Raw genomic sequence first — 23,307 nt, 5'->3', positions numbered from 1 at the left:
TAGACATCCTCGAACGGAGCAAAGCAGCATAGCGCGCGAAGATGATAGGTTCCGTCCAGGTGCTACGCACTCAAGAGCAACAAGTGATGTCGTTTTCCGGAATACGCCGCAATGGCAGTTCGCCAACGTCGACAGCCACGGCATGTGTGCGGTCGTCGTTGCGACGTGCGTCGGGACGCCATGCCAGCTGGTTCGCCTGGGTGGGAGTGATGTAGCCGTGAAGGAACAGCAGGTCGATCCATGGCGAGCGCATGGCGGGTTCCGGTCTGGAGCGGGGATGGCTTCAAGCTAGCCGCGCCGGTGCGCAAGAAAAAGCGATATATTCGCAACTCAGCTTTGAAGGACATTCAAGATGAGCCGGGTGCCGCTCGGTCTTTTGCAGCAATTCGTGCAGGTGGCTCGGCTGGGCAACCTTTCCCGGGCTGCCGAACAAGCCCATCTCACCGTCAGTGCGCTGAGCCATCAGATGCGTCAGCTTGAAGAGCGGCTTGAGCGGCGCTTGTTCGAACGGGGGCCACGCGGTGTCACTTTGACGGTCGAGGGTTGCAGTTTGCTCGAAGCGGTAGGCGGGCATTTCGATAGCATCGAGCACGCCATGTCGCGTTACCGCCAGCGGCGTCACGAGGCATTGACGGTCAGCGCCAGCCCCGGCATTACGTCCAGCTGGTTGATGCCGCGTTTGCCGCGCTTGCTGGCCGCGCATCCCGAGCTGGAACTCAACTTGCAATCGAGTTCCGCATTGGTGAACTTCGAGCGCGAAGCCGTCGATGCCGCCGTGCGCTACGGAAAAGGCGAATGGGAGGGGCTGCGTAGCGAATACTTGTTCGGCGAATGGATTGCGCCTGTGGCTGCGCCGGAACTGGTGGCGCGCATGGCCGACGCCGATCCCTTGGATCTTGCGCATTGGCCATTGATCGGCGACCCCAATCGCAACAACCGCTGGAACGATTGGTTCGCGCATTATGGCGGCAAGCCACCGCGCCGCTACGTGGCACACGTCGATACCGTGGATGCCCTGCGTCAGGCTGCACTGGAGGGGTTGGGCGTTGCCTTGGGGCGCATGGTGACGTCTAAATCGTGGATCGATGCGGGGCAGCTGGTCGTGCTGGGCGATCGCTATCTTCCCGTGCCGGAGGCGTATTACCTCGTTTATCCGTCGCGTTCCGACGATCATCGCGGCATGGCGACCTTGCGCACGTGGCTGCGCGAAGAGGCCCAAGCGTATTGCCGGCAGATACCCCAGCCAGGGCAGAAGGACGTCGACGAATCCTTGCCAACGGCAGCATTAGGTTGATCGGCACCGACGTGCGCGGATGGGTGCGGCGGTGACGACAGATAACGGGATTGGTTTAAACTAAGCGATTAAATGCCGGATTTATCGCCCGGCGTGACATCCCATTGGTTGCACTCATAAGGATTTCCTATGCCAAGTACCGCCATCCTCATCGACGGCGCCTTCTTTCTTGCACGCTACCGCAAAGTCTGGGGCGATCGTGACGCTAACGATGCGCGCACTGTCGCCAAGACCGTATTCGGCATGGCGCTTGAACATCTCAAGACGCTGGATCGTCCGCGTGAAGCCCTTTACCGCATTTTCTTCTATGACTGTCCGCCGCTGGAAAAAGTGCTGATCAAGCCGATCAGTGGCGACAGCATCGATTTCTCGCGTACGGGCGCTGCTGCGTTCCGCCGTGATTTACATGACCAGTTGCGCCGCCAGCGCAAGATGGCGCTGCGCCTGGGGCGGCTCACTGATCGTGGTGAATGGAAGCTCAAGCATCATGCGTATCAGCAATTACGCGATGAGTCGTTGTATTGGGAGGACCTCAGCGACGAGCATTTCGAGCCCGACATGCGGCAGACCCAGGTGGACATGAAGATCGGCATCGACATTGCCGCGCTCGCCTATAAGAAACAGGTGGACCAGATCATCCTGGTTGCCGGCGATGCCGATTTCATTCCAGCCGCAAAGCTGGCGCGTTACGAGGGCATCGATTTCATCCTCGACCCTATGTGGCAGGGGATTGCGCCCGATCTGCATGAACATATCGATGGTTTGCAGTCGGTCTGCCCGCGGCCGTTCTGAATCGTAGCCTGATCGGAGTAAAACGGAATCTGGCGTCCCGCTTCGATGGCGGGAGCGTTTTGTCTGACGAGGGCACCCTGTACGCTTTCGCGGATAGTGCGAAAGTTGTGAATTATTCGTAAAATGTCCACATGCGTTGCACGCCGCCAACGGCAGGCTGCCGCCATCATCTATGTATTGAGGAGTAGTCATGAAGACCCGGCTCGCCATCGGTTTGTCAGCGGTTCTGTTGCTCTGGGGCGTCGCCCACGCACAGCAGGCTGGACAAGACCAGCCGGCGGGCGATCTGGTGCCTCCGACCAGCGCCAGCGATTTCACAGCCGGGCAGCTGGATTCGGTGTTGTCGGGTTCATGGCGATCGGCCCACGACAAGGCGCGCGACGTTTACCGTCATCCCAAGGCCACGTTGCAGTTTTTCGGCCTGCAACCGGATGAAACGGTCATCGAGATCACGCCTGGCGGCGGCTGGTATAGCGAGATCCTGGCGCCGCTCCTGCGCGACAACGGTCATTACATTGCCGCCGTGCCGGGCGGTAGCGGGGCTGAAGGCCGGCAGGATGCGGAGGCGTTGCGGGCCAAGTTCAAAGCCGATCCGGCGGAGTACGGCAAGGCGAGCATCGTGGTGTTCAATCCCAAGACACCAGTCTTTGGGCCAGCGGGGTCTGCAGATATGGTGCTGACTTTCCGCAACGTGCATAACTGGGAGATGGCCGGCACGGCGGAAGCAATGTTCAAAGCTTTTTATGCCGTGCTCAAGACGGGCGGTACGCTCGGTGTGGTGGAACACCGTGCTGCGCCGGGCGCGAGCTTCGATGCGGTCCGGGATAGCGGCTACCTGCCTACCGATTACGTGATCAAGCTGGCCACCGATGCCGGTTTCAAGCTGGATGGGCAAAGTGATATCAACGCCAATCCCAAAGACACGAAAAATTATCCCAAGGGCGTGTGGACCCTGCCGCCGACCTTGGTGCTGGGGGAAAAAGATCGTGCCAAGTACCTGGCGATAGGCGAGTCGGATCGCATGACGCTGCGCTTCGTCAAAGCTAGCGTCAACAAGGCGCCGTCCTTGCCTGCGCCGACAGCCACCGGTGCAAGCGCACACTGAATCGTCGTTCCGGTTCAAGCCTCGGGCGCAGGGTCATCGAAATCCGTCATGCTCATTGCGCTGAACAAACCGTTCGGGGTGTTGTGCCAGTTCACGACCCACGACGGGCGTCCTACGCTGGCTGATTATGTGCCGCAGAAAAATGTTTATCCCGCCGGGCGCCTGGATCACGACAGCGAAGGCTTGTTGCTGCTGACCGATGATGGCGCACTAGCGCATCGCCTGACTGATCCAAAGCACAAGCAGCCCAAGACTTACCTGGCCCAAGTGGAGGGTGTGATCACGGATGAGGCCGTGCAGGGGTTGCGTCGAGGCGTGACGTTGAATGACGGGCCCACTTTGCCAACCCTTGCCGAGTATGCGGAAGAGCCGTCCTGGCTGTGGCCTCGTGATCCGCCGGTGCGTTTTCGCAAGCATATTCCCACCAGCTGGCTGTCGATCACGCTGCGCGAGGGGCGCAATCGCCAGGTACGCCGCATGACGGCGGCAGTGGGGTTTCCAACCTTGCGATTGATACGGGTGCGGATAGGGAGTTATGCGTTGGATGGACTCGCGCCCGGCGATGTTCGTGTGCTGACGCCTTGAGAAAGCCGCGTTCGGCGCACCACGTTTTTCACCCTACGCGCCTGTCACGCATCACAATCCAAAGAATGCCTTTGCCGCCGCGGTGCTGTTTGCGGCGGTCACTTCGGCGGGCTCGCCACGATCGCGCGCGATCTCCTCGCAAATGTGCTTCAGATACATCGGCTCATTTCGCCGATGGCTGGGGTGTGGCCGCACGGTGCGTGGCAGGAGATAAGGTGCGTCCGTCTCGATCATCAATCGATCAGCAGGAATCTCGCGCACGAACGCACGCAGATGCATGCCGCGCCGTTCGTCGCAGATCCAACCCGTGATGCCGATATGGCAATCCAAGGCGAGGTAATCGTGCAGTGCCTCGCGGTTGTCGGTAAAGCAGTGCACCACTGCGTCAGGTACTTTGTCGCGGTAACGCTTGAGCAGGGCAAGAAAATCGCCGTGGGCGTCACGCTGATGAAGAAACAGTGGCTGGCCCTGGTCTGCTGCTATCTGCAGTTGCCGCTCGAATACCTGCATCTGTACGTCGCGTGGCGAGTAATTGCGGTAATAGTCCAATCCCGTTTCGCCAACCGCGCGAACTTCCGGCATCTGCGCAAGCTCGCGCAAGCGGTGATCGGTCGCATCGGTGTAGTCCACGGCATGGTGCGGGTGCACGCCAGCCGTGGCGTACAACAAACCCGGCCGGGAACGGGCAAGTTCCAGCGCGTGATTGCTGCCGTCCTGTGACGCACCGGTGACGACCATTTGAATCACTCCATGCGCCGTCGCACGTTCGAGCACGGCATCGAAATCGTGGTGGAAGGATTCATGGGTGAGATTGGCGCCGATGTCGATGAGCTGCATGCAAATCCTCTTCAAAGCGTGAGCACTCGTTCACGTTCCCGTGGTTCCCCGCGTCGTGCTGGAAAACGGCCACGCATGGTTTTAGACAGCCGCACTACCGCTATGTGACCAAGCAGGGACACGGTCCCTGGATGATGTGCTCGTCGCAGTAGCACGCTCATCCAAAAAAAGAGGGCGCGGCGCGGAGAACGGAAACGAGTTCTTATTGTCCCATCAGCGAGCCGGCTCATCCACGTTGTGCAGGGCGTCACGTTTTACTGGGACATTTCAGGACCTCAGCATGAACGGGCGATCAGCATACGGGCGCGGCGGCAGGCTCAGACTCGCCAGCTGCTTTGTGGATGTGTTACGAATGGAAATGGTCTGCGCGACGCGAAGGCGCGGCGGGCAGAAAGCAGTATCAACAGCCACAGCGTGGGGTAGAACATGTCGGCAGCGTTGAGGCCGGCGTCCTTCGGGACGGGTGGGGCCACGGAAGACCATGAGGCGGCAGTGTGCGCACTGCTGGTCGCGCGCGGGCGTCTGAAAGACAATGATCTGGCGCGCGCGCGCCGGCTGCACGAGGAAGCGCCTGAGGGCACCCTCACCGCCTTGCTGTCGCGCCTGGGCCTGGTTTCCGAACGCGACCTGGCTGAGGCATGGGCGGAGCGCCTGGATGCGCCCTTGCTGTCAGCGCGTGAGGCGCCTGACATGCCGCCAGCGGATGTGGATATTTCCGTGCGCTTCCTGAAGCAGCAGCACCTGGTGCCGGTGCGAGTCGGTGAAGACGGGCTGCTGCTCATGGTGGCCGATCCGGCCGATACCTACCCATTGCACGCCGTGCGTCTGGCCACGGGCAAACCGGTGAAGCTGTGCATCGGGCTTCGTTCGGAGATCGACGACCTGATCGAGCGTTACTACGGCCAGGGCCGTTCCGCGATGGGCACCATCGTCGAAAATCTGGACGGTGGCGCCGCTGAAGAAGATGACGTGGAGCACCTGCGCGATCTCGCGTCCGAAGCGCCTGTCATCCGCCTGGTCAATCTGATTTTGCAGCGTGCGGTGGAGCAGCGCGCTTCGGACGTGCACATCGAGCCGTTCGAAAATCGCTTGAAAGTGCGTTATCGCATCGATGGCGTGCTGCACGAAGTGGAAGCACCACCTTCCAGTTCCACCGCAGCAGTGATCAGCCGCGTCAAGATCATGGCCAAGCTCAACATTGCCGAACGCCGCTTGCCGCAGGATGGCCGCATCCAGTTGCGTGTGCAGGGCAAGGAGCTGGACTTGCGTGTATCGACGGTGCCCACCAGTTTCGGCGAGTCGGTGGTGATGCGTATCCTCGATCGCGAAACAGTGGTGTTCGACTTCGCATCGTTGGGCTTTACCGAAGCGTTCCGTGAGCGTTTCGTGGAAGTATTGGAGCGTCCGCACGGCATTTTGCTGGTCACCGGCCCCACCGGCTCCGGCAAAACCACGACCCTCTATACCGCGTTGTCCAAGATCAATACGCCGGGCGTGAAGATCATCACGGTCGAAGACCCGGTCGAGTACCAGCTCGAAGGCATCAATCAAATCCAGGTGAAGCCGCAGATTGGCCTGGATTTCGCCAATGCGCTGCGTTCGATCATGCGCCAGGATCCCGACGTGATCATGATCGGCGAAATGCGTGACCTGGAGACCTGCCGCATCGCAATTCAGTCGGCGTTGACGGGTCACTTGGTGCTATCGACGCTGCATACCAATAGCGCCGCCGGTGGCGTCACGCGCATGCTGGACATGGGCGTCGAGGATTATTTGCTGGGTTCCACTGTCAACGGCATTCTCGCCCAGCGCCTGGTGCGCAGGCTCGATCCGGAAACCGCGATGGCCTATGAAGCGCCGCCGGAAGTGGTGAAGCAGTTCGAGCTGGAGAAATACACCGACGAACGCCCGATCCGCCTATGGAAGCCTGGCACCAGCGCCGCCAACCCTACGGGCTATCGCGGACGTCGCGCGATCATGGAGTTTCTGGTGATGAGCGATCCATTGCGCCGCCTGGTGATGCAACGCGCGGATGCCGGCGAGATTGAGCGGCAAGCGCGGGCCGAAGGCATGCGCACGATGTACGAAGACGGTATCGCCAAGGCCGTGGCAGGCGTCACCACCCTGGAGGAGGTGCTGCGTGTTACGCAAGAGGGCTGACGTCGGCGCATTCGTACGCTGTCTGCAGTGGGACGATGCCACCCACGTGCATGTCGATGCGGTCGCCATGCAAGCGTGGCGCCTCGGCTCCATCCTCTTCTCCCTGGGTAGAAGAGATGAACATCGCGAGCTGGTGTTTACATGAGCCAGTTTCGCTATCGCGCCGTGAGCGCATCGGGTGAAATCGTGCAGGGCCAGATGGAAGCGGCGAGCCTCGACGAAGTGATCGTGCGTCTTCAGGACCAGGGACATACACCGCTCGAAGCCAAGCCGGCGGATGCGGGAAGTCAGGGTGGCGGACTGGCCGGCTTGTTGAAGCGTGGTCCTTTCAATGGCGATCAGCTGGCGCAGTTCACGCATCAGCTGGCGACTTTGTTGGGCGCGGGGCAGCCGCTGGATCGGGCGCTCGGTATCTTGATGGACCTGCCCGAAGGCGAGCACGCCAAGAAGCTGATTGAACGTGTGCGCGACCGTGTACGCGGCGGCACGCCACTATCGCAGGCCATGGACGAGGAGCATGGGGTATTTCCCAAGCTGTATATCGCGCTGGTGCGTGCAGGCGAGGTGGGCGGCTCGCTCGAAGACACGTTGCGACGCCTTGCCGATTATCTCGAACGCACGCAGCAATTGCGCGGCAGCATTATCAATGCACTGATCTATCCCGCGTTTTTGATGGTAGGTGTGCTGGGTTCGTTGCTGCTGCTGCTCACCTATGTGGTGCCGCAATTCGTGCCGATCTTTCAGGACATGCAGGTGCCTATCCCATGGATTACCCAGGCGGTGTTGGCGCTGGGTACGACGTTGCAAAACTGGTGGTGGCTCATCCTGGTGGTGATAGTCGGTGGCGTCGTGGTATGGCGTGGACGCATGCGTGATCCGGCGATGCGCCTGGCATGGCACGAACGCTTGTTGAAACTGCGCCTGGTTGGTCCACTCGTGCTGAAAGTAGAAACGGCGCGGCTGGCACGCACGCTCGGCACCTTGGTCAAAAACGGCGTACCGCTGCTGTCAGCCCTGAGCATTGCGCGAATGGTGACGTCCAATCGTGCGCTGGATGAGGCATTGGTCCAGGCCACCGAGATGGTCAAGGGTGGCAACGGACTCAGTCTGGCGCTGAGTCAGTCACAGCGTTTTCCACGCCTCGCCATTCAGATGGTGCAAGTGGGAGAGGAAGCCGGACAGCTGGACACCATGCTGCTGAAAGTGGCTGATACCTTCGAGCTGGAAAGCCGTCGCTCGATCGATCGCCTGCTGGCCGCACTAGTGCCTGCGCTCACCATCATCATGACGGTGTTCGTAGCCATCATCATGGCAGCCATCCTGCTGCCTTTGCTGAGTCTGACCAGCAACATCCAGTAAGCGGTGTTGTCGGAACCTGATGGATCTTCATTACGAATTGGAGAAATCAATTTATGCAGTACACATATTCCCGGGTCCGATCGCTGCATGGTGCTCGTCGCAGTGCGGGCTTTACCTTGCTGGAAATGCTTGCGGTGATCGTGCTGATCGGCATCGTCGGCGCGATCGTGGTGCGTCAGGTCGGCAGCAGCGTGGACAAGGGCAAGTACGGCGCCGGCAAAGCACAGCTCATCACGTTGAGCCAGGCCATCGATTCGTACGCGCTGGACAATGGGTCGCCGCCGGCACAGTTGCAGGATCTCGTCGCCAAACCGGCCAATGCCAGCAATTGGCAGGGGCCTTATGTCAAACCCTCGCAACTGAAGGATCCATGGGGCCACGAATTTGGCTACAAGTATCCTGGTGAGCACGGCAATTACGACCTGATTTTCTACGGGCGCGACGGCAAGCCAGGGGGCTCGGGTTACGACGCGGACGTGGGTAACTGGCAGTAATGGACGGCTGGCGGCGAACGCGAGGCAAGCTTCGAGGTGAAGTCAGTTCGCCTCGGCTTGTTGCGCGTTTTCCGCATTCGCTGCGCTCAGCTTCCCGCCTCTCGCAAAGAGAGCATCGATTCCGTACGCGCGGCTTCACCTTGCTAGAGATGCTCGCCGTCATCATCCTGATCGGCATTGCCGCTGCGGCCGTGTCGATCTCGGTGGCGCACGGCTTGGCCAGCGCGCGCATCAATGCTGCGGCGGGCGAACTGGCGGCGGCGCTGCGTGCCACACGCACGCAGGCTATCGTGCATGGAGAGCAACGCATCTTCGAAGTGGATACGCGCGACGACATGTACCGCGGCGCCGACCGGCGCGACGTGCGTCTGCCCAAAGGCCTGGAAATGTCGGTCACCAGTGCCGCGAGCGACCAGTCCGGCGGCGACATCGCACGCATTCGTTTCTTCCCCGATGGCAGTTCAACGGGAGGGCGCATCACGTTGCGCAGCGGACAGCGTGAATGGCATGTCAACGTCTCGTGGCTGACGGGTGCGATCAGCATCTTCGACACGGGCAAGCAGTCATGAAAGCGCGCTGCCATATTCGCGGGTTCAGTCTGCTGGAAGTCATTGCGGCCATTCTTTTGCTGGCAATTACGTTCGCCGCCTTGATGGAAGTGGCAGGTGGATCGATCCGGCTTTCGCAAAACGCAGCGGAACATACACAGGCGGCGTTGTGGGCGCGTTCGCTGCTTGATACGCGTTTCGTGCTCGATCCCATTCAACCTGGTATCACGCAAGGGAATTTCGATAACCATTATCGCTGGCGTCTGCAAGTCACACCGTGGGTCGGGCCGGGTGTCACGCTGTCCAATACACCGTATGCGTTTCGTATGTACAAGCTCGATCTCGATGTCATGTGGGGTTCGGCGCCGTTTGAGCATACGGCGCACTTCACCACGCTCCAGATCAGTAGCGGCACTGGGTCATGATCGATCCGAGCCGCTATCGCTTGCAGTCATGCATCGTTTCTCTTGCCGGCAGGAAGGGACGTGGTTCGCGCCGCGATGCGGGCTTTACCCTGCTTGAAGTATTGGGTGCGATGGTCTTGCTGGCGCTGCTGCTGCTGGGTGTTTATGCCGGCGTGCGCTCGGCTACGCATACCGTGCAAGCCGGGTCGATAAAGATCGAACAGTTGGACCAAGTCCGTTCGGCGCAACAATTCCTGCGCCGCGAGCTGGCGCAAGCGCTGGCACAGCCGATGGGGCACGATAACAATGGCAACGGCATTTTCTTTGTCGGCAGCGGCGATGAGATGCGTTTCGTGGCGCCGTTACCCGGTTATCTCGGTCGCATGGGACCGCAGCTCATCCAGGTGAAGCTGGTCAAGGGTGACAAGGGCAAGCAACTGGTTGCCACGCTGGCGGAGTTGCCGCCGGACGGCAGTGCGCCAAAACCATTGGGAGATCCGCAGGTATTGGTCGACGGCATCATCGACGGTAGCTTCAGCTACCGTGGCGTGAATCAGCAAGGCGAGCCGATGGATTGGCAGGGCGACTGGAATGCGCCAGGTACCATGCCCAATCTGGTGACGATCAAACTTGCGCTTCAACATGGCCGTGAATGGCCGATGCTCAGTGTGCCATTGCTGGTCAATGCGGCTGCCGTGCAAGGTCCCAATAATTTGCTGCGCGGTTTGCGCGGTCCGGGAGCGGGGCCATGATGCGCCGGTTGCCACGCCATCAACGCGGTGTCGCCTTGCTGGTGGTGATGTGGGCCTGCACGCTGCTGGCGATTCTGCTCGGTGGTTACGCAGTACTTGCGCGTACCGAGGGAAACCAGGCGAATTACCAGTTCGAGCAGGCTCGCGCCCACTACGCCGCCAAGGCAGGTTTGATGCGTGCGATTTACGCTTTGCAGGCCCCGAACGTCAATGATCGGTGGATCGCCGATGGCCGGGTTTATCCCTTCGCCTTTGATCAGGCGAAGGTAGGGGTGTCGGTTATCGCGGAAAGCGGCAAGGTGGACCTCAATGCCGCTACGCCCGATATCTTGACGAATCTGTTTCGCAACGCGGGCGTGGATGCCGGGCACGCGGCGGCGATCGCCCAGGCGATCGTCGACTGGCGCAGTTTCCCGATATCGCCCCAACAAGTTGCGCAGCGCAATGCCATGTACGCTGCCGCCGGGCGCGACTACGGGCCTCGCAACGGTCCCTTCGCGAGCGTCGAGGAATTGCAGATGGTGCTGGGGATCACTCCGGCGCTATACGAAAAAGTATCGCCGTATGTGACTATCTGGTCCGGTCGCTCCAGTCCTGATCAAACCACGGCGCCGCTGCTTGCATTGGCGTCATTGCCTGGCATGGACTTGCAACATGCGGCTGCGATCATCGCTGCGCGTCCAGCCGCCGTAGGAACCAACGGGATCGCGGGGCTGATCGCCAACAACGGCATTACGGATAGTATTCGCTCCGAAGCCGTGCTTGCCGATGGGACGCGCGCGGTATTGCGTGCCACGGTACGCTTGCAAGGATATCGGCCCGGTTCGCAGGCTTTTGCGGTGCTGCGCTGGCAAGAGGGAGATGGGGAGTGAATTCCGCTACGCAGACACTGCGACCGCAACTTGAGCGCGCCCGCCGCGCATGGCGCAGCTCGCCTATGCCCGCCTTCTTCGCCTGGTGGGGCGGGGAATTGCGTGCACTGTTGCCAACACGATGGCAGGCCTTGTTCCGCAGCGGCAACGTGTGGTGCCTGCTGCATCACGAGAATGGTCAGTGGCGTGTGCAGCGCACGGATCAACCGCAGACGTCGGTGCCGTGGAGCGACATGCTGGATGCGCCCGAGCAGCAGGCCTTGTTGAAAGCAGCTGTTGCGGGTGTGGACCCGCAGGACCTGCGGCTGGCCCTGTGCTTTCCCCCAGCATCCGTATTGCGCCGAAACCTCGTCTTGCCTGAGGCTGCACGCGACAATCTCCGGCAGATTGGCGCATTCGAAATGGACCGGCAGACGCCGTTCCGTACCGATCAGGTGTACTACGACCTGCGCGAGATATCGGGGCCGGCGCCAGCGGGACGTATCGCCGCCGAATTGATCGTTGCGCCTCGTGCATCCGTCGATGCCAAGCTCGAGCAGTTGCGCAATGCGGGCATTGCGATCGACGCCGTCGATCTGTGCGAAGGCGCACGCCGGCTCGGTGTGAACTTGTTGCCGCCGGAGCAGATGCGCACGCGTCGCGATCCGCGACGCCGGCTCAATCTCGCGCTTGGCGCAGGCGCGCTGCTGTTGTGCCTGCTGTGCCTTGGGCAATGGCTGCACAACCGGCAGGAAGCGCTTGCCACCATGCAATCCCAAGTAGACGACATGCGTGCCGATGCGCAAAAGGTCGCGTTGCTGCGCAAGCAACTGGAGGATAGCGCCGGTGCGGCGGGTTTCCTTGCGCGGCGCAAGACGGATTCGGTGGCCGTCGTGGATGTCCTGCAGGACCTGACGGCACGCATTCCGGACGATACCTGGCTTGAACGCTTCACGGTTTCCAACGATGGCCGTGTGGGCATTCAAGGCCAAAGCGCCAAAGCGGCTTCGCTGATCGACGCTTTGCAGGGCAGTAAGCTGCTTACCGGCGCGAATTTCCAGGGCGTTATCCAGCGCGACCCGGCGACCAATAAGGAGCGCTTCTACATGGATGCGCAACTGCGCAAGCCCGTCACCGGTAAACCTGCCGCAAGCAGCAGTGCTGGAGGCAGTCGATGAAGTTCCGGCCGATGAAGCCGCTTGAGAGTCGCATCGCCGCGATCAGTTTGCTGGCGATCGTGCTGGTATTGGCCTATTTCATCTTGCTCCATTGGTGGTTCGTGGCGCCGCTGAGCGATATCGATAGCCAGATGGATGATTTGCGCGACACGCAAAGCCGGTATGCAGCCGCCATCGCGGAAAAGCCGCAACTGCAAAAACGGATTGCCGAGCTTGGCCATAATCAGACCGATAGCAGCACGTTCTTGGCGGAAGCCGACCCCAATGCGGCATCTGCTGCGCTGATGCAGCGCGTAGTGGATGACGCGGCGGCGCATGCGCAGGAAGGCAGTTGCGAAGTCACCCAGAAGATGCCGGTCAACAATCCCGTCACCTCGCCGGGTGATCCGTATCAGAAAGTCGTGGTCAGCATCAGCCTTCATTGCGACATGCAGCCATTGGTCGGGCTGCTGTACACACTGGAGAAGAGCAAGCCCTATCTGTTCGTGCAGGACTTCAGCGTGTATCGCAATCCGCTTGCGAATACCCAAAAGAACGTGGCGCCCTTGGAAGTGCAATTCACGTTGGCCGGCTACATCCGTGCAGCGGCGCCTGCGAGTTCTTCCAGTGGACAGGAGCAGGCGGCGGAGGGCGGTCCATGAATGCCGCCATGCAACGACGCTTTACTCCCATCTGCGGCGGCGCCGTCGTTTTCTTCGGCGTCATTTTGCTAAGTCTGCTGTTCGGTGCCGGACGCGGCGTCACCTGGGATCCTCCCCGCATCACGCCGCCATTGCCCACCGCGCACAGTGTGCCGTTGCCCGTTCCACCGCCATTGCAGAGCTACGCCAATGTGTGGGAGCACCCTCTGTTCAGCGCCGACCGCAAACCCATCGTGACCAGCGGTGGCAATGAGGGTGTCAGCCTGGGCGATCTGCAGCTCACAGGCATCATCCTGACTCCGACCCTGCGCATGGCGCTGCTTGGCCCCATCCATGGCAAAGGGGACGAGAGTGACGAAGTGCGCGTGAGCGAAGGTTCAACCTTGCCCGACAGCAGTTGGAAATTGATCGAGGTGCTGCCGCGCGCGGCCATTTTCACCTCGCCGACGGGGCGTACGGAACTGAAGCTGCCTGCCGGCGCTCCTATTGATCAGCCGGCGCCGAGCACATCGCAAGCTGCCATACCGATGAATGGCCCCGGTAGTGGAAGGCCCGCGTCGAGAGGCCCGCAGGGCGTGATCATGCGGCCGCCTTCGCATTTCAATCAGGCGCAAGCAGAGCGGTTGCAGAAACTCAGAGCCGCCATTCTTAAGCAACGTGCCCAGCAAGCCGGGAATGTCCAGGGAGAACACTAGTGTCACATACGCGCATGCAATCGATTCAACGCCACGGTTTGCGTCTTGGCGCCATTGCGCTGGCGGTCTTCCTGAGCGGCTGCGGGGCCAATCGGCCACTGGTGCAGTCCGACAACCACGAACTGGAACGCGAAGCAGTAGCGGGTACGCAAAATCCCGCGCCGAAGCCGGAGCCTTTGAACAGGAATTTGAATAACCCGCAGCCTGCGCCGGCTGTGGCCAGCATCACGCCAGGGACAGGAGAGTTCGTGCATCCCACTGCGCTATCGACGCCGCGTCGTGCCGCGTCGGGCAGTGGTGCGGTCACGTTCAATTTCGAGAACCAGCCGGTGCAGGCCGTCGTGAAGGCCATCCTCGGCGACTTGCTGCACCAGAACTACACCATTGTTCCGGGCGTGCAGGGAAATATTTCCTTCTCCACCGCCGAGCCGGTGGATAGCAGCCAGGCGATGCCGATCCTCGAAACCTTGCTTTCGTGGACGCACAACGCGATGGTGAAAACCGATGGCCGTTACGTCGTCGTGCCAGAGAAGGACGCGGTAGCCGGCAACATCGCGCCGAGCCTCGGCGCATCGGCACCGGCCGGTGGCTTGCAGGCGCGCCTGTTCCCGCTGCATTACATTGCGGCTGATCAGATGCAGAAACTGCTCAAGCCCTTCGCGCGACCGGATTCGATCCTGCTGGCCGACGACGCGCGCAATGTGATCGTGGTGTCGGGGACACCCGATGAACTTGCCAACTACGACCGCACCATCCGCACCTTCGACGTGGACTGGCTGCGCGGCATGTCGGTGGGTGTGTTCAACCTGCAACACACCAATGTGGAAGAGTTGATGCCGCAACTCGATGGCTTGTTCGGACCGAAGGGTGACACCCCGCTGGCCGGCATGATGCGTTTCATCCCGATCAAGCGCACCAATGCGCTGGTCGTGATCAGCACGCAGCCGAACTACGTCAATGAAGTCGGCGATTGGATCGCCAAGATCGACCTTGGCGGCGGCAATGAGCCACAGCTGTATGTGTATGACGTGCGCAACATCGGGGCGGCTGATCTGGCGCATTACCTGGCCCAGATCTATACCGACAATGGCAATGGCGGTGGCAGCGATCGCGGTGGCAGCGTGGCGCCCGGCGCGGGTGGAGCCACCACGCTTGGTGTTGGCAACAACGCCAGCGGCAATACAAGCGGCCTGGGCAGCACGGCAGGCAGCTTCGGCAGTTCGACGACCGGCACGAGCGGACTTTCCAGCGGCCTGGGCAGCTCCACCGGTACTAATTCGTACACAAGCGGTGGCCTCGGCTCTTCTTCCGCTTCGACCGGTGGCCTTGGCGGCAGTACGGCGGTCAGTGGCGTTGGCATGAATGGCGGATTGGCCAATTCGCAGAACCAGGATCAGGGTTATAGCTCCAAGGACGGCAGCATTCGCATTGGTTCGGTAAGCGCCAACAATCAATTGCTGGTGCGTGCGCGCCCTGCGCAGTGGCAGGAAATGCTCGGTGTCATCAAACAGCTCGACGTGCCGCCGCTGCAGGTGCAGATCGAGACGCGCGTGTTCGAGGTGGACCTGACAGGTGACCTTGAGTATGGCGTGCAGTGGTATCTGCAGGGCTTGGCCGGCACCACGACCAGCACGAACAGCAGCGGCGGCAGCAGCTACACGCCGGGCAATCCCTATGCGCACCGCATGATCGCGTTGGGCGGCGGGGCCGGTACCAACTCGACGAATACGTATAACGGACAACCGTTCTTCTATTCTTTCCTGAGTTCGAACGGAAAATTCCAGGTCGCGTTGAACGCACTGGAAAGCAGCTCCAACACCAAGACGCTGTCGGCGCCGTCACTGGTGGTACTCAATAACCAGGTGGCGCATATCCAGGTCGGTGACCAGGTGCCGGTGAATCAGACCTATTACACCGGCCTGGGTACAGGCACTGGAAGCACGGTAGGCGAAGTGCAATACATCCCCACCGGCATCATTTTGGACGTCCAGCCGCGCGTGAATCCGGGTGGTCTGATCTATCTCAATATTGACCAGCAAGTCAGCCAGATCAGCGGCGCTGCCAACAGCCAGGGCAACTTCACCATTTCGCAGCGTCAGATTGCTACGCAGCTTGGTGTGCAGAATGGCCAGACGGTTTTGCTGGGCGGCTTGATTCAGCAGCAGAACCTCAATTCCACCAGCGGTATTCCGCTGCTTAGCCATATCCCGATCCTGGGCAAACTGTTCGGTTCAACCTCCAAGACCAAGAACCGCACCGAACTGATCGTACTCATTACGCCGCGTGTCATTACCAGCGGCGAAGAAGCCAGGCAGGTCACTGACGAGTACATGCAGGGATTCGAATCGCTGGCGCCGTTGCGGGCTCATCCCGCACCGACTGAAAAAACACCAGCAGTTCGCTGATCAAAGCAGATAGCGCAGGCGAGCGCGCTGCTCCACCTGCGCTATCTGCACGATCTTCTCTTCTTGCGTCTGTCGGCTGTTGGGGCGGTTGGACCTTGCGTAGCGTTGTGCAGGCTAGGTGCCATGGTGCTGGAGTCGTCATGGAATGGACTGAGCGCGCGGGCAAACCAACACAGCCGCCGCCGTGAAAGTGGGGATGGGAGTGGCGAGGCTTGCCGGAAGCAGGTGTACTAGGGTCTGTTTGTCGGCTATACCGCGTCATCGCTCAGTCGTGTACCAACGTACACGCCTTCGCTCTGGCTTGTCTGGCGCGCAGACAGCTCCCAACGCGAGCTACGCCAGTAGCGTAAACAGGCCCTGGCGTGTCCCAAAAGAGAAGGTATTGAAGTTCTTCGCATGAATGTTCCGCAGTTCCCTATCACCCCGTTATTGCCCGACATTTGCGGCTCGCTGGTTTCGCAGCCACGGCTAGTGCTGGAGGCCCCTCCAGGTGCCGGCAAGACGACCCAGGTTCCGCTGGCCTTGCGCGATGAAGCGTGGCTTGCAGGCAAGAAAATCGTGATGTTGGAACCCAGGCGTATCGCCGCGCGCGCCGCGGCCCAATTCATGGCGCAGCAGCTGGGTGAAGCAGTCGGCCAGACGGTGGGTTACCGCATTCGCTTCGAGTCGAAAATCGGTGCGGCTACCCGTATCGAAGTCGTCACCGAAGGCATACTCACGCGCCTGATCCAGGATGATCCCGAACTCACCGGCATCGGCGCGATCCTGTTCGACGAATTTCACGAACGCCATCTTGCGGGCGACCTTGGCGCTGCCTTGGCGTTGGATATTCAAAACACTTTGCGGCCCGATCTGCGCATCGTGGTGATGTCTGCCACGCTCGATGGTGTGCGTATCGCGCAGTGGCTGGGTGCACCGCGAATCAGCAGCCCAGGCCGCAGTTTTCCAGTACGGATCGACTATCCCCCTGCGCGCTCTCAGGAGAGTGCCGAGCAGCATGTGCTCCGCGTCGTGCGGCAGGCATTGGCGGAAAACGAAGGCGACGTGTTGGCCTTCTTACCGGGGCGCCGGGAAATCGCGCGCGCACAGAGCCTGCTCATGCAGACCCTGCAGCAGGACGACGTAGAAGTCGTGGCATTGCATGGCGAGCTTTCGCTTGCCGAGCAACAACTGGCCTTGGCGCCCGCGGAAGAAGGCATGCGACGCATCGTGCTCGCGACCAACGTGGCGGAATCCAGCGTGACCCTGCCTGGCATTCGCGTGGTCATCGACACCGGTCTGGCGCGCGAGCCGCGTTTCGATCCCAACTCGGGCTTTACGCGGTTGGAGACAGTGACTATTTCGCAAGCCTCGGCCGATCAGCGCGCTGGTCGCGCCGGCCGCGTAGCTGAAGGGGTGGCTTATCGGTTGTGGCCCCAGAGTCGTCGATTGGATGCCTCACGCACGGCAGAAATCACGCAGGCGGAGCTATCTGGCCTTGCGTTGGAATTGGCGGCATGGGGAAGCGAGGCGTTGCCATGGCTCGACCCGCCACCGCATGGTGCACTGGCTCAAGCACGTCAGTTGTTAACCCGCATAGGCGCGCTCGATGTAGCGCAACGCATCACGGCGCTGGGCCGTCGCATGCTGGAACTCGGTGCAACACCACGGCTAGGCGCTGCTGCATTGCGTGCGCCGGAAACCTTGCATGCCTTGATCGCTGACTTGCTGGCGCTGATGGAAGCGCGTTCGCCGCTGCGTGGCGAACAGGCGCGCAGCGATGATTTCCGGGTGCGTGTTGCAGCCTTGCATGCCTGGCGCGATCGGCGCAGCGCCAGTGGTTCCAGCTATGGCGCGGATGCTGGTGCGTTAATGGCCATCGAGCAATCCAGCAAAGGCTGGCGTCAACGCTTGGGTGTGCGTAGCGCCGCCAGTGGCGTGCCGCACAGTCACGCGGTCGGCGATCTGCTCATGCACGCTTTCCCCGATCGCATTGCGCGTCAGGATGAAAGCAACCCCTTGCGCTACACCCTGGCGAACGGACGCGGGGCGCGGTTGCACGAGCAGACAGCGCTCTTGGGCGAGCCCTGGCTGGTAGTGCTGGATTTACGGCATGAAGCACGCGATAGCCTGATTTTGTCCGCGGCTCCTCTTGATCCACGTCTGTTGGAAGACGATTATCCTGGCGAATTCCAGAGCGTACGTAACGTGCGCTGGAATGAGGAGCGTGCAGCCGTCGAGGCATTCGAAGAGCGTCGCTTTGCCGCCATTGTGCTTGAGCGCCGCAGCGTTCCGGTGCAAGCGGAGGATGCCGTTCCAGCTTTGCTTGCGGCTATCCGCCAGCGCGGCCTCGACGTTCTGCCATGGAGTGAGCCCGCGCGCCGCTTGCGGCTGCGCATGCAATCCTTGCGCGAATGGATGCCGGAGTTGGCGCTGCCCGACGTTTCCGATACATATCTGCTGGCAACGCTGGAGCATTGGCTCGCTCCTCATCTGCACGGCAAACGCAGGCTGGATACTTTGTCCGAAGATGATCTCTCGCAGGCATTGGCGGCCCTGTTTGATTACGAGCAGCGAAGGCAATTGGATACGCAGGCGCCTGACAATCTGGTCGTACCAAGTGGGCAAGCCCGGCGGCTCGAATACAGCCCTGGCGAACCGCCCGTGCTGGCAGTGAAGTTGCAGGAATTGTTTGGCCTGACCGACACGCCGCGCGTGGCAAGTGGCCGCATTCCTGTAACCCTGCATCTGCTCTCCCCAGCGGGCCGACCGATCCAGGTGACGCAAGATCTCAAGGGCTTCTGGGAGCGCACTTATCCAGAAGTGAAGAAAGAACTGAAGGGACGTTATCCGAAACACCCATGGCCCGATGATCCGTGGACGGCTACGCCGACGCATCGGGCGAAGCCGCGCGGGACGTAGCAAGTTTCGTGTGCCTTTCTGGGATGGCGGCTTGCGTTGCCTTAGGCCACTGTCTTGGGCGATGGGTGTTGTCTGTTTTGACGCTGAGCGTCATCCGTGTTTGAGCGCATGCAGCCAAGGCCGATCAGCGTGACACGTAAGGCGGTATCGATGGGTGTGTAGGGCGTATCGCCGAGAAAGGAAACCAGTTTGCTGTCGTCGAGCTGGATGGGCGTTTTCCACAAGTAGCGCATCTTGCGCAGCTCGCGCATAGTTTCGGAGAACGGCGCCATGACGGCCGTGATCCACCAGGGAAAACGACGCAAGGCAATCGATGGCGTGCGGCTGGCGCGTGTTATGGCGTCGGCCAGTTCATTCCCGTCCAGCCAAAAGCCACCAAAGTGGAATACCTCGAAGGCGGTTAGTGCCTGTTCGCGATCAAGCAATCGCGCCATGGTTTCGGCGACGTCAGGTAGATAAGCCCACGCATGATGAAGGGAGTAAGGGCCAGGATAACGCAGCGTTTTTACCGGCTTGCCTGTTTGCAACAGACCTTGCGACAGCCAGTTGTTGCCGGCACGCGGGCCGAAGAAATCGCCGCAGCGAAGCACCAGCGTGCGCACGCCCGCCTGCGTTGCATCGGCGAGTCGACGCTCCATCTCTGCGCGAATCTCGCCTTTGCGCGTGTGTGGATGCTGTGGCGAATCCTCGCGCAACAAAGGAAAAGCATCCGGACCGAAGTTATAGATGGTGCCGGGCAGAACGATGCGCGCGCCGGTGGCCTTCGCGGCTTCGATGGTGTTGTCGAGCATGGGTAGTACCAGCCTTTCCCAATTCCGATATCCGGGCGGGTTCACGGCATGCACGATCACATTCGCGCCTTGGGCTGCATTCAACACATCGGAGGCCTGCATGGCATCGCCCCGAATCCAGGCGATGCCTTCGCCATCCGAAGGGGGCTTGCGAACGAGGGCGCGCACTTGCCAGCCATGGCGCCTTAGTGCCGTGCAGGCTTCACGGCCGATGCCGCCATTTCCGCCAATCACCAGCACGACTTTGGATGTAGGCATGAGCTCGGTCTCCCGTTGGAATGGGGTAAGTCTGGGCATGCCACGGCTAAAAGAAAATTACCGAATTACGTAGATCTGCTATACAAATATGCATGACAAGCAAAGACCCGGCCTGGGAGTTGTATCGATCCTTTCTTGCGGTGATGCGCGAAGGAAGTTTGTCCGGTGCCGCGCGAATACTGGGCATGACCCAGCCCAGTCTGGGCCGGCATGTGCGGGAATTGGAGGAAGCGCTCGGGGTGTCCTTGTTTGTGCGCTCGCCGCAAGGTTTGTCGCCAACCGAGCTTGCGCATGCCTTGCTGCCGCATGCGCAAGCAATGGCTTCGGCATCGTCGGCATTGCGGCGGGCGGCAAGCGTACGCCAGGATGCCATGTCGGGGGTGGCGCGTATTACCGCCAGCGAGGTGATGGGGGTAGAGGTATTGCCTCCCTTATTGGTGGACTTCCGTCGACGCTATCCGGGCGTGGTGATCGAACTGTCCTTGTCGAACCAGACCGAGGACCTGCTACGGCGAGATGCCGACATCGCCATTCGCATGGCTCGTCCCAGCCAGGGCGCCTTGGTGGCGCGGCATGTCGGCAAGATTCCATTGGGCCTATATGCCCATAAGCGCTACATCAAGGCGAATGGGCGTCCCGGGACGCTTGCCGATTTGCCTGCCCATGCAATGATCGGTTTCGATCATGAGACGGCTTACATCCGGAGCATGCGGCCGGCGGCCATGCCTTACACGCGTGAAAATTTCGCGCTGCGTACGGATAGTGATCTCGCCGCACTCGCCATGCTGCGTGCCGGCTATGGCGTAGGCGTTTGCCAATGCGGCATTGCCCAGCGCGATCCGGCCTTGGTACAGCTTTTGGCGGGCAGTTTTGCGTTGCATATGGATACGTGGGTAGTGATGCATGAAGACGTGCGGCGCAACGTGTTGGTGCGCGGCCTGTACGATCACCTGGCGACGGAATTGATCCGATACGCCAAGACCGATGCGCAGCCAAAGCGCGGGCAACGCAGATCGTCGACGCTTCGTGCTTCGCCGAAACGTTGATGATGTGACACGGTTAGACTGCATCCATGCATGAGGCAAGTCCGCTCAATCGTTATCAATTGGCCGAATTGGGTGCTTTGCTGGCCGAACCGGCACGCGCCGCGATCCTGCTTGCCTTGATGGACGGCACCCTGCGTCCCGCAGGCGAATTGGCGACGCTTGCCGGTGTGAGTGCGGCCACCGCCAGCGCACACCTCAGGCGTTTGCTCGATGGCGGACTGCTCGGCGTGCATGAGCAGGGACGTCATCGCTATTACCGCTTGGCGAACGACGATGTAGCCGCATGGCTGGAAGCGATGGCATTGCCGCATGGTGCCCATTCGCCACCGAAAGCGTCGCGTGATGCGGCATTGTGCCGGGCACGCACTTGTTACCGTCATCTTGCCGGCGAACTGGGTGTCGCTTTGTGTGATGCCTGGTTGCAACGAGACTGGCTGCGTACGGAAAGCAACGGCATGTTTCTCTTGTCCGAGGCGGTCGGCCCGCTGGTGGACGCCGGATGGTCGCCAGCTGCCACCAAGCGGCTGCTGCCGTTACGCGGGCGCGGCTGCCTGGACTGGACCGAGCGCCGCCTGCACCTGGGTGGACCTTTGGGCGTGGCGATCACTGACACCATGCTCGATCTTGGTTGGCTGCGGCATGCACAACGCAACCGCGCTTTGCTGCCAACCCCCGACGGATTGCGACGGCTCGCGATGCTTGGCATCAGGTTGGAGTGATGCTGCGCGTGGTAGCGCAGGACCACTTCATTGAAAACTGATCACGCCAGCCCGCGTTAGCTATAACGCAACGATGGTCTTGAGACCGAACACGAAAACATGTTGGTTCTGCGTTGCTCCGCCGGGATGCATCACGTATTGGAGATTGGGGCGTAGTTGGACAGCTGCGATGGGAGACCAGTTATAGAACAGCTCGGTCGCGTATTCGTAGCCGGCTTGAATGAGCATGGGCGTCAAGGGATTGAATCTGTTGTACAGCCGTTGATAGGCAGTCAGTCTTCCGCTGCCATGGGTTGCGCCTATGGCAAAGCCGACCATGTCGTTTGCCCGATCGAACGGTCCTCGGTACTCGACCCCTAATGCAAATTGGCGGTCGGTAGGTGAGGTTCTTGAATCGGCTCTGGTCGCATTCAAGAACAGCGCTACACCCGGAGTGATCTCTTGCTGGACGCTGAGATAGCCACCGTAGTGCGATTTATCTTCCAAAGGCGGTTCGCCGGTCGCAGCGATGGGCTGGTTGTTGACGTCATAGAAGAGGTCGGAGCTTTTGGCATTGTCGTACCAGGCACCTACGACGTAATTCCCTGCCAGCCCGTTGATGGTCGGAGTCCAGCCGAGTTCCAGCGGTACAAGCACGCCGGTGGTGCCGCCGGGAAAGCTGAGTTTCCAGCCATTGGCGCGCGCCCAGTCACGATCAATGTAATTGGGGTTGAGCTGATAGGCGCCGAGCTTTAGGTAGGACTGGTGGCCGGCATTCCATTTCAGCCACGTCGCCCACTGACTTGCGGGCCAATTGATCCAGTAGTCCCCCGAGATATTGCCGGGAGCGGAGCCGCAGAAAGTGAGGTTCTGGAAGTCGCAGGAAAAGACGTCGAAATCCGAGCCGACAGGGAATCGGCCGATGCCCCATTGCAGCCGGTCATGAAAAAAAGACTGGCGTAATGCAAAGAGGGTCAGATACCAGGTCTGACCACGACCGTAGACTTCCTGCACCTGTTGATAGACGCCCAGGTTGGCATCGGCGGAAAGATCACGCCCGTTGCGGTTGGTCACGATCATCCCGAAATGGGCGCCATGCCATCCCCACAGCTTGTCCAGATCGAGACGTGTGCCAAATGCCCATTGGTCGGCATAGCGCGTAAGGGCTTTCTTGCCGCCCTGGAAGTTATGTGCGATTTCGCTGGTATATCCGAAATCGAATCGGATGCCTTCGTCGGCGAGTCGCTCGCGTTCACCGTGCCAATCGCCAAGCAAATAAGCTTGGCTACTGGCGTGAGCAGGTCCGGCGACCAATAAGGCCAGCACGAAAACATTCATCAGGCTGCGTATGCAGCTTCCTTGCAGCATCTTCATCGGCAACAACTCCGGCACAAACCGGCGCGAACAACAGATAAACCGCCAGAGCGCAGGCACGATCATCGGCAACAGAGGTGCTACCGCAACGATCCGGTGCTCTTGACGCTTTGGCCGACAGTCGTCGGGCGCGGGTCTT

The 23,307-nt window shown here is 60.6% G+C and carries 22 protein-coding genes; 18 read left to right on the top strand and 4 right to left on the bottom strand.

From position 1 onward, the window contains the following. Window positions 1-70: 70 nt before the first annotated feature. Entirely contained in the window at window positions 71-253 is a 183-nt protein-coding gene (locus AC4HNJ_RS05450) for a hypothetical protein (RefSeq protein WP_490478512.1), read from the bottom strand. Window positions 254-352: 99 nt separating this feature from the next. On the opposite strand from AC4HNJ_RS05450, the gene AC4HNJ_RS05445 reads away from it, so the two are divergent. The 4 genes from AC4HNJ_RS05445 (at window position 353) to AC4HNJ_RS05430 (ending at window position 3,776) form a co-directional block, all read left to right on the top strand. Further along, the gene (locus AC4HNJ_RS05445) at window positions 353-1,294 is read left to right on the top strand and encodes a LysR substrate-binding domain-containing protein (protein WP_490478511.1); all 942 of its coding nucleotides are present in this window, start codon (window positions 353-355) and stop codon (window positions 1,292-1,294) included. Window positions 1,295-1,423: 129 nt separating this feature from the next. Continuing rightward, window positions 1,424-2,086, top strand: a complete 663-nt coding sequence (locus AC4HNJ_RS05440) for an NYN domain-containing protein (RefSeq protein WP_490478510.1) — start codon at window positions 1,424-1,426, stop codon at window positions 2,084-2,086. A gap of 190 nt (window positions 2,087-2,276) precedes the next feature. Beyond that, entirely contained in the window at window positions 2,277-3,191 is a 915-nt protein-coding gene (locus AC4HNJ_RS05435; RefSeq protein ID WP_490478509.1) for a class I SAM-dependent methyltransferase, read from the top strand. A gap of 48 nt (window positions 3,192-3,239) precedes the next feature. After that, window positions 3,240-3,776 (top strand): pseudouridine synthase, encoded by a 537-nt coding sequence (locus AC4HNJ_RS05430; protein ID WP_490478508.1) that lies wholly within the window; start codon window positions 3,240-3,242, stop codon window positions 3,774-3,776. 51 nt (window positions 3,777-3,827) lie between these two features. Here the strand turns inward: AC4HNJ_RS05430 and AC4HNJ_RS05425 are convergent, their stop codons facing one another. Continuing rightward, window positions 3,828-4,613, bottom strand: a complete 786-nt coding sequence (locus AC4HNJ_RS05425; RefSeq protein WP_490478507.1) for a TatD family hydrolase — start codon at window positions 4,611-4,613, stop codon at window positions 3,828-3,830. 426 nt (window positions 4,614-5,039) lie between these two features. On the opposite strand from AC4HNJ_RS05425, the gene gspE reads away from it, so the two are divergent. From gspE to hrpB, 12 genes are all read left to right on the top strand, one after another. After that, a complete protein-coding gene (gene gspE, locus AC4HNJ_RS05420) occupies window positions 5,040-6,773 on the top strand; it encodes a type II secretion system ATPase GspE (protein ID WP_490478506.1) in 1,734 nt (577 codons plus the stop codon). Between the two features lie 141 nt (window positions 6,774-6,914). After that, entirely contained in the window at window positions 6,915-8,132 is a 1,218-nt protein-coding gene (gene gspF / locus AC4HNJ_RS05415) for a type II secretion system inner membrane protein GspF (protein ID WP_490478505.1), read from the top strand. 53 nt (window positions 8,133-8,185) lie between these two features. Beyond that, a complete protein-coding gene (gspG, locus tag AC4HNJ_RS05410; protein WP_490478504.1) occupies window positions 8,186-8,626 on the top strand; it encodes a type II secretion system major pseudopilin GspG in 441 nt (146 codons plus the stop codon). Between the two features lie 80 nt (window positions 8,627-8,706). Next, window positions 8,707-9,195 (top strand): GspH/FimT family pseudopilin, encoded by a 489-nt coding sequence (locus AC4HNJ_RS05405; RefSeq protein WP_490478577.1) that lies wholly within the window; start codon window positions 8,707-8,709, stop codon window positions 9,193-9,195. Next, complete coding sequence (locus AC4HNJ_RS05400; RefSeq protein WP_490478503.1) at window positions 9,192-9,599, top strand: type IV pilus modification PilV family protein; 408 nt, start codon at window positions 9,192-9,194, stop codon at window positions 9,597-9,599. Before AC4HNJ_RS05405 ends, AC4HNJ_RS05400 begins: the two co-directional genes overlap by 4 nt. Further along, entirely contained in the window at window positions 9,596-10,330 is a 735-nt protein-coding gene (locus AC4HNJ_RS05395) for a type II secretion system protein GspJ (protein ID WP_490478502.1), read from the top strand. Before AC4HNJ_RS05400 ends, AC4HNJ_RS05395 begins: the two co-directional genes overlap by 4 nt. Then, window positions 10,327-11,202 carry a type II secretion system minor pseudopilin gene (locus AC4HNJ_RS05390; protein WP_490478501.1) on the top strand — a complete coding sequence of 292 codons (876 nt, stop codon included), beginning with the start codon at window positions 10,327-10,329 and terminating at the stop codon, window positions 11,200-11,202. Before AC4HNJ_RS05395 ends, AC4HNJ_RS05390 begins: the two co-directional genes overlap by 4 nt. Beyond that, entirely contained in the window at window positions 11,199-12,359 is a 1,161-nt protein-coding gene (locus tag AC4HNJ_RS05385; RefSeq protein WP_490478500.1) for a PilN domain-containing protein, read from the top strand. Before AC4HNJ_RS05390 ends, AC4HNJ_RS05385 begins: the two co-directional genes overlap by 4 nt. Next, entirely contained in the window at window positions 12,356-13,000 is a 645-nt protein-coding gene (gene gspM / locus AC4HNJ_RS05380) for a type II secretion system protein GspM (protein ID WP_490478499.1), read from the top strand. Before AC4HNJ_RS05385 ends, gspM begins: the two co-directional genes overlap by 4 nt. After that, window positions 12,997-13,695 carry a hypothetical protein gene (locus AC4HNJ_RS05375; RefSeq protein WP_490478498.1) on the top strand — a complete coding sequence of 233 codons (699 nt, stop codon included), beginning with the start codon at window positions 12,997-12,999 and terminating at the stop codon, window positions 13,693-13,695. Before gspM ends, AC4HNJ_RS05375 begins: the two co-directional genes overlap by 4 nt. Beyond that, the gene (gene gspD, locus AC4HNJ_RS05370; RefSeq protein WP_490478497.1) at window positions 13,695-16,100 is read left to right on the top strand and encodes a type II secretion system secretin GspD; all 2,406 of its coding nucleotides are present in this window, start codon (window positions 13,695-13,697) and stop codon (window positions 16,098-16,100) included. The genes AC4HNJ_RS05375 and gspD overlap by 1 nt, the downstream gene beginning before the upstream one ends. 396 nt (window positions 16,101-16,496) lie before the next feature. Further along, a complete protein-coding gene (hrpB, locus tag AC4HNJ_RS05365) occupies window positions 16,497-19,001 on the top strand; it encodes an ATP-dependent helicase HrpB (protein ID WP_490478496.1) in 2,505 nt (834 codons plus the stop codon). Window positions 19,002-19,042: 41 nt separating this feature from the next. On the opposite strand, the gene AC4HNJ_RS05360 is transcribed toward hrpB, so the two are convergent. Beyond that, window positions 19,043-20,050: an NAD-dependent epimerase/dehydratase family protein gene (locus AC4HNJ_RS05360; RefSeq protein WP_490478495.1), complete on the bottom strand. Its 1,008-nt coding sequence runs from the start codon at window positions 20,048-20,050 to the stop codon at window positions 19,043-19,045. Window positions 20,051-20,142: 92 nt separating this feature from the next. Between AC4HNJ_RS05360 and AC4HNJ_RS05355 the strand changes: the two genes are divergently transcribed. Together AC4HNJ_RS05355 and AC4HNJ_RS05350 are read left to right on the top strand one after the other, a co-directional pair. Then, window positions 20,143-21,096, top strand: coding sequence for a LysR family transcriptional regulator (locus AC4HNJ_RS05355; protein ID WP_490478494.1), 954 nt, complete (start codon window positions 20,143-20,145; stop codon window positions 21,094-21,096). A gap of 26 nt (window positions 21,097-21,122) precedes the next feature. Beyond that, a complete protein-coding gene (locus AC4HNJ_RS05350) occupies window positions 21,123-21,815 on the top strand; it encodes an ArsR/SmtB family transcription factor (RefSeq protein ID WP_490478493.1) in 693 nt (230 codons plus the stop codon). A 60-nt stretch (window positions 21,816-21,875) separates the two neighbouring features. Here AC4HNJ_RS05350 and AC4HNJ_RS05345 read toward each other — a convergent pair whose 3' ends face one another. Continuing rightward, window positions 21,876-23,168, bottom strand: a complete 1,293-nt coding sequence (locus AC4HNJ_RS05345; protein ID WP_490478492.1) for a carbohydrate porin — start codon at window positions 23,166-23,168, stop codon at window positions 21,876-21,878. Window positions 23,169-23,307 lie beyond the last annotated feature (139 nt).

This window comes from Dyella sp. SYSU CM1112, from assembly GCF_058216415.1.
This window is presented reverse-complemented; position numbering and strand designations above follow the sequence as displayed.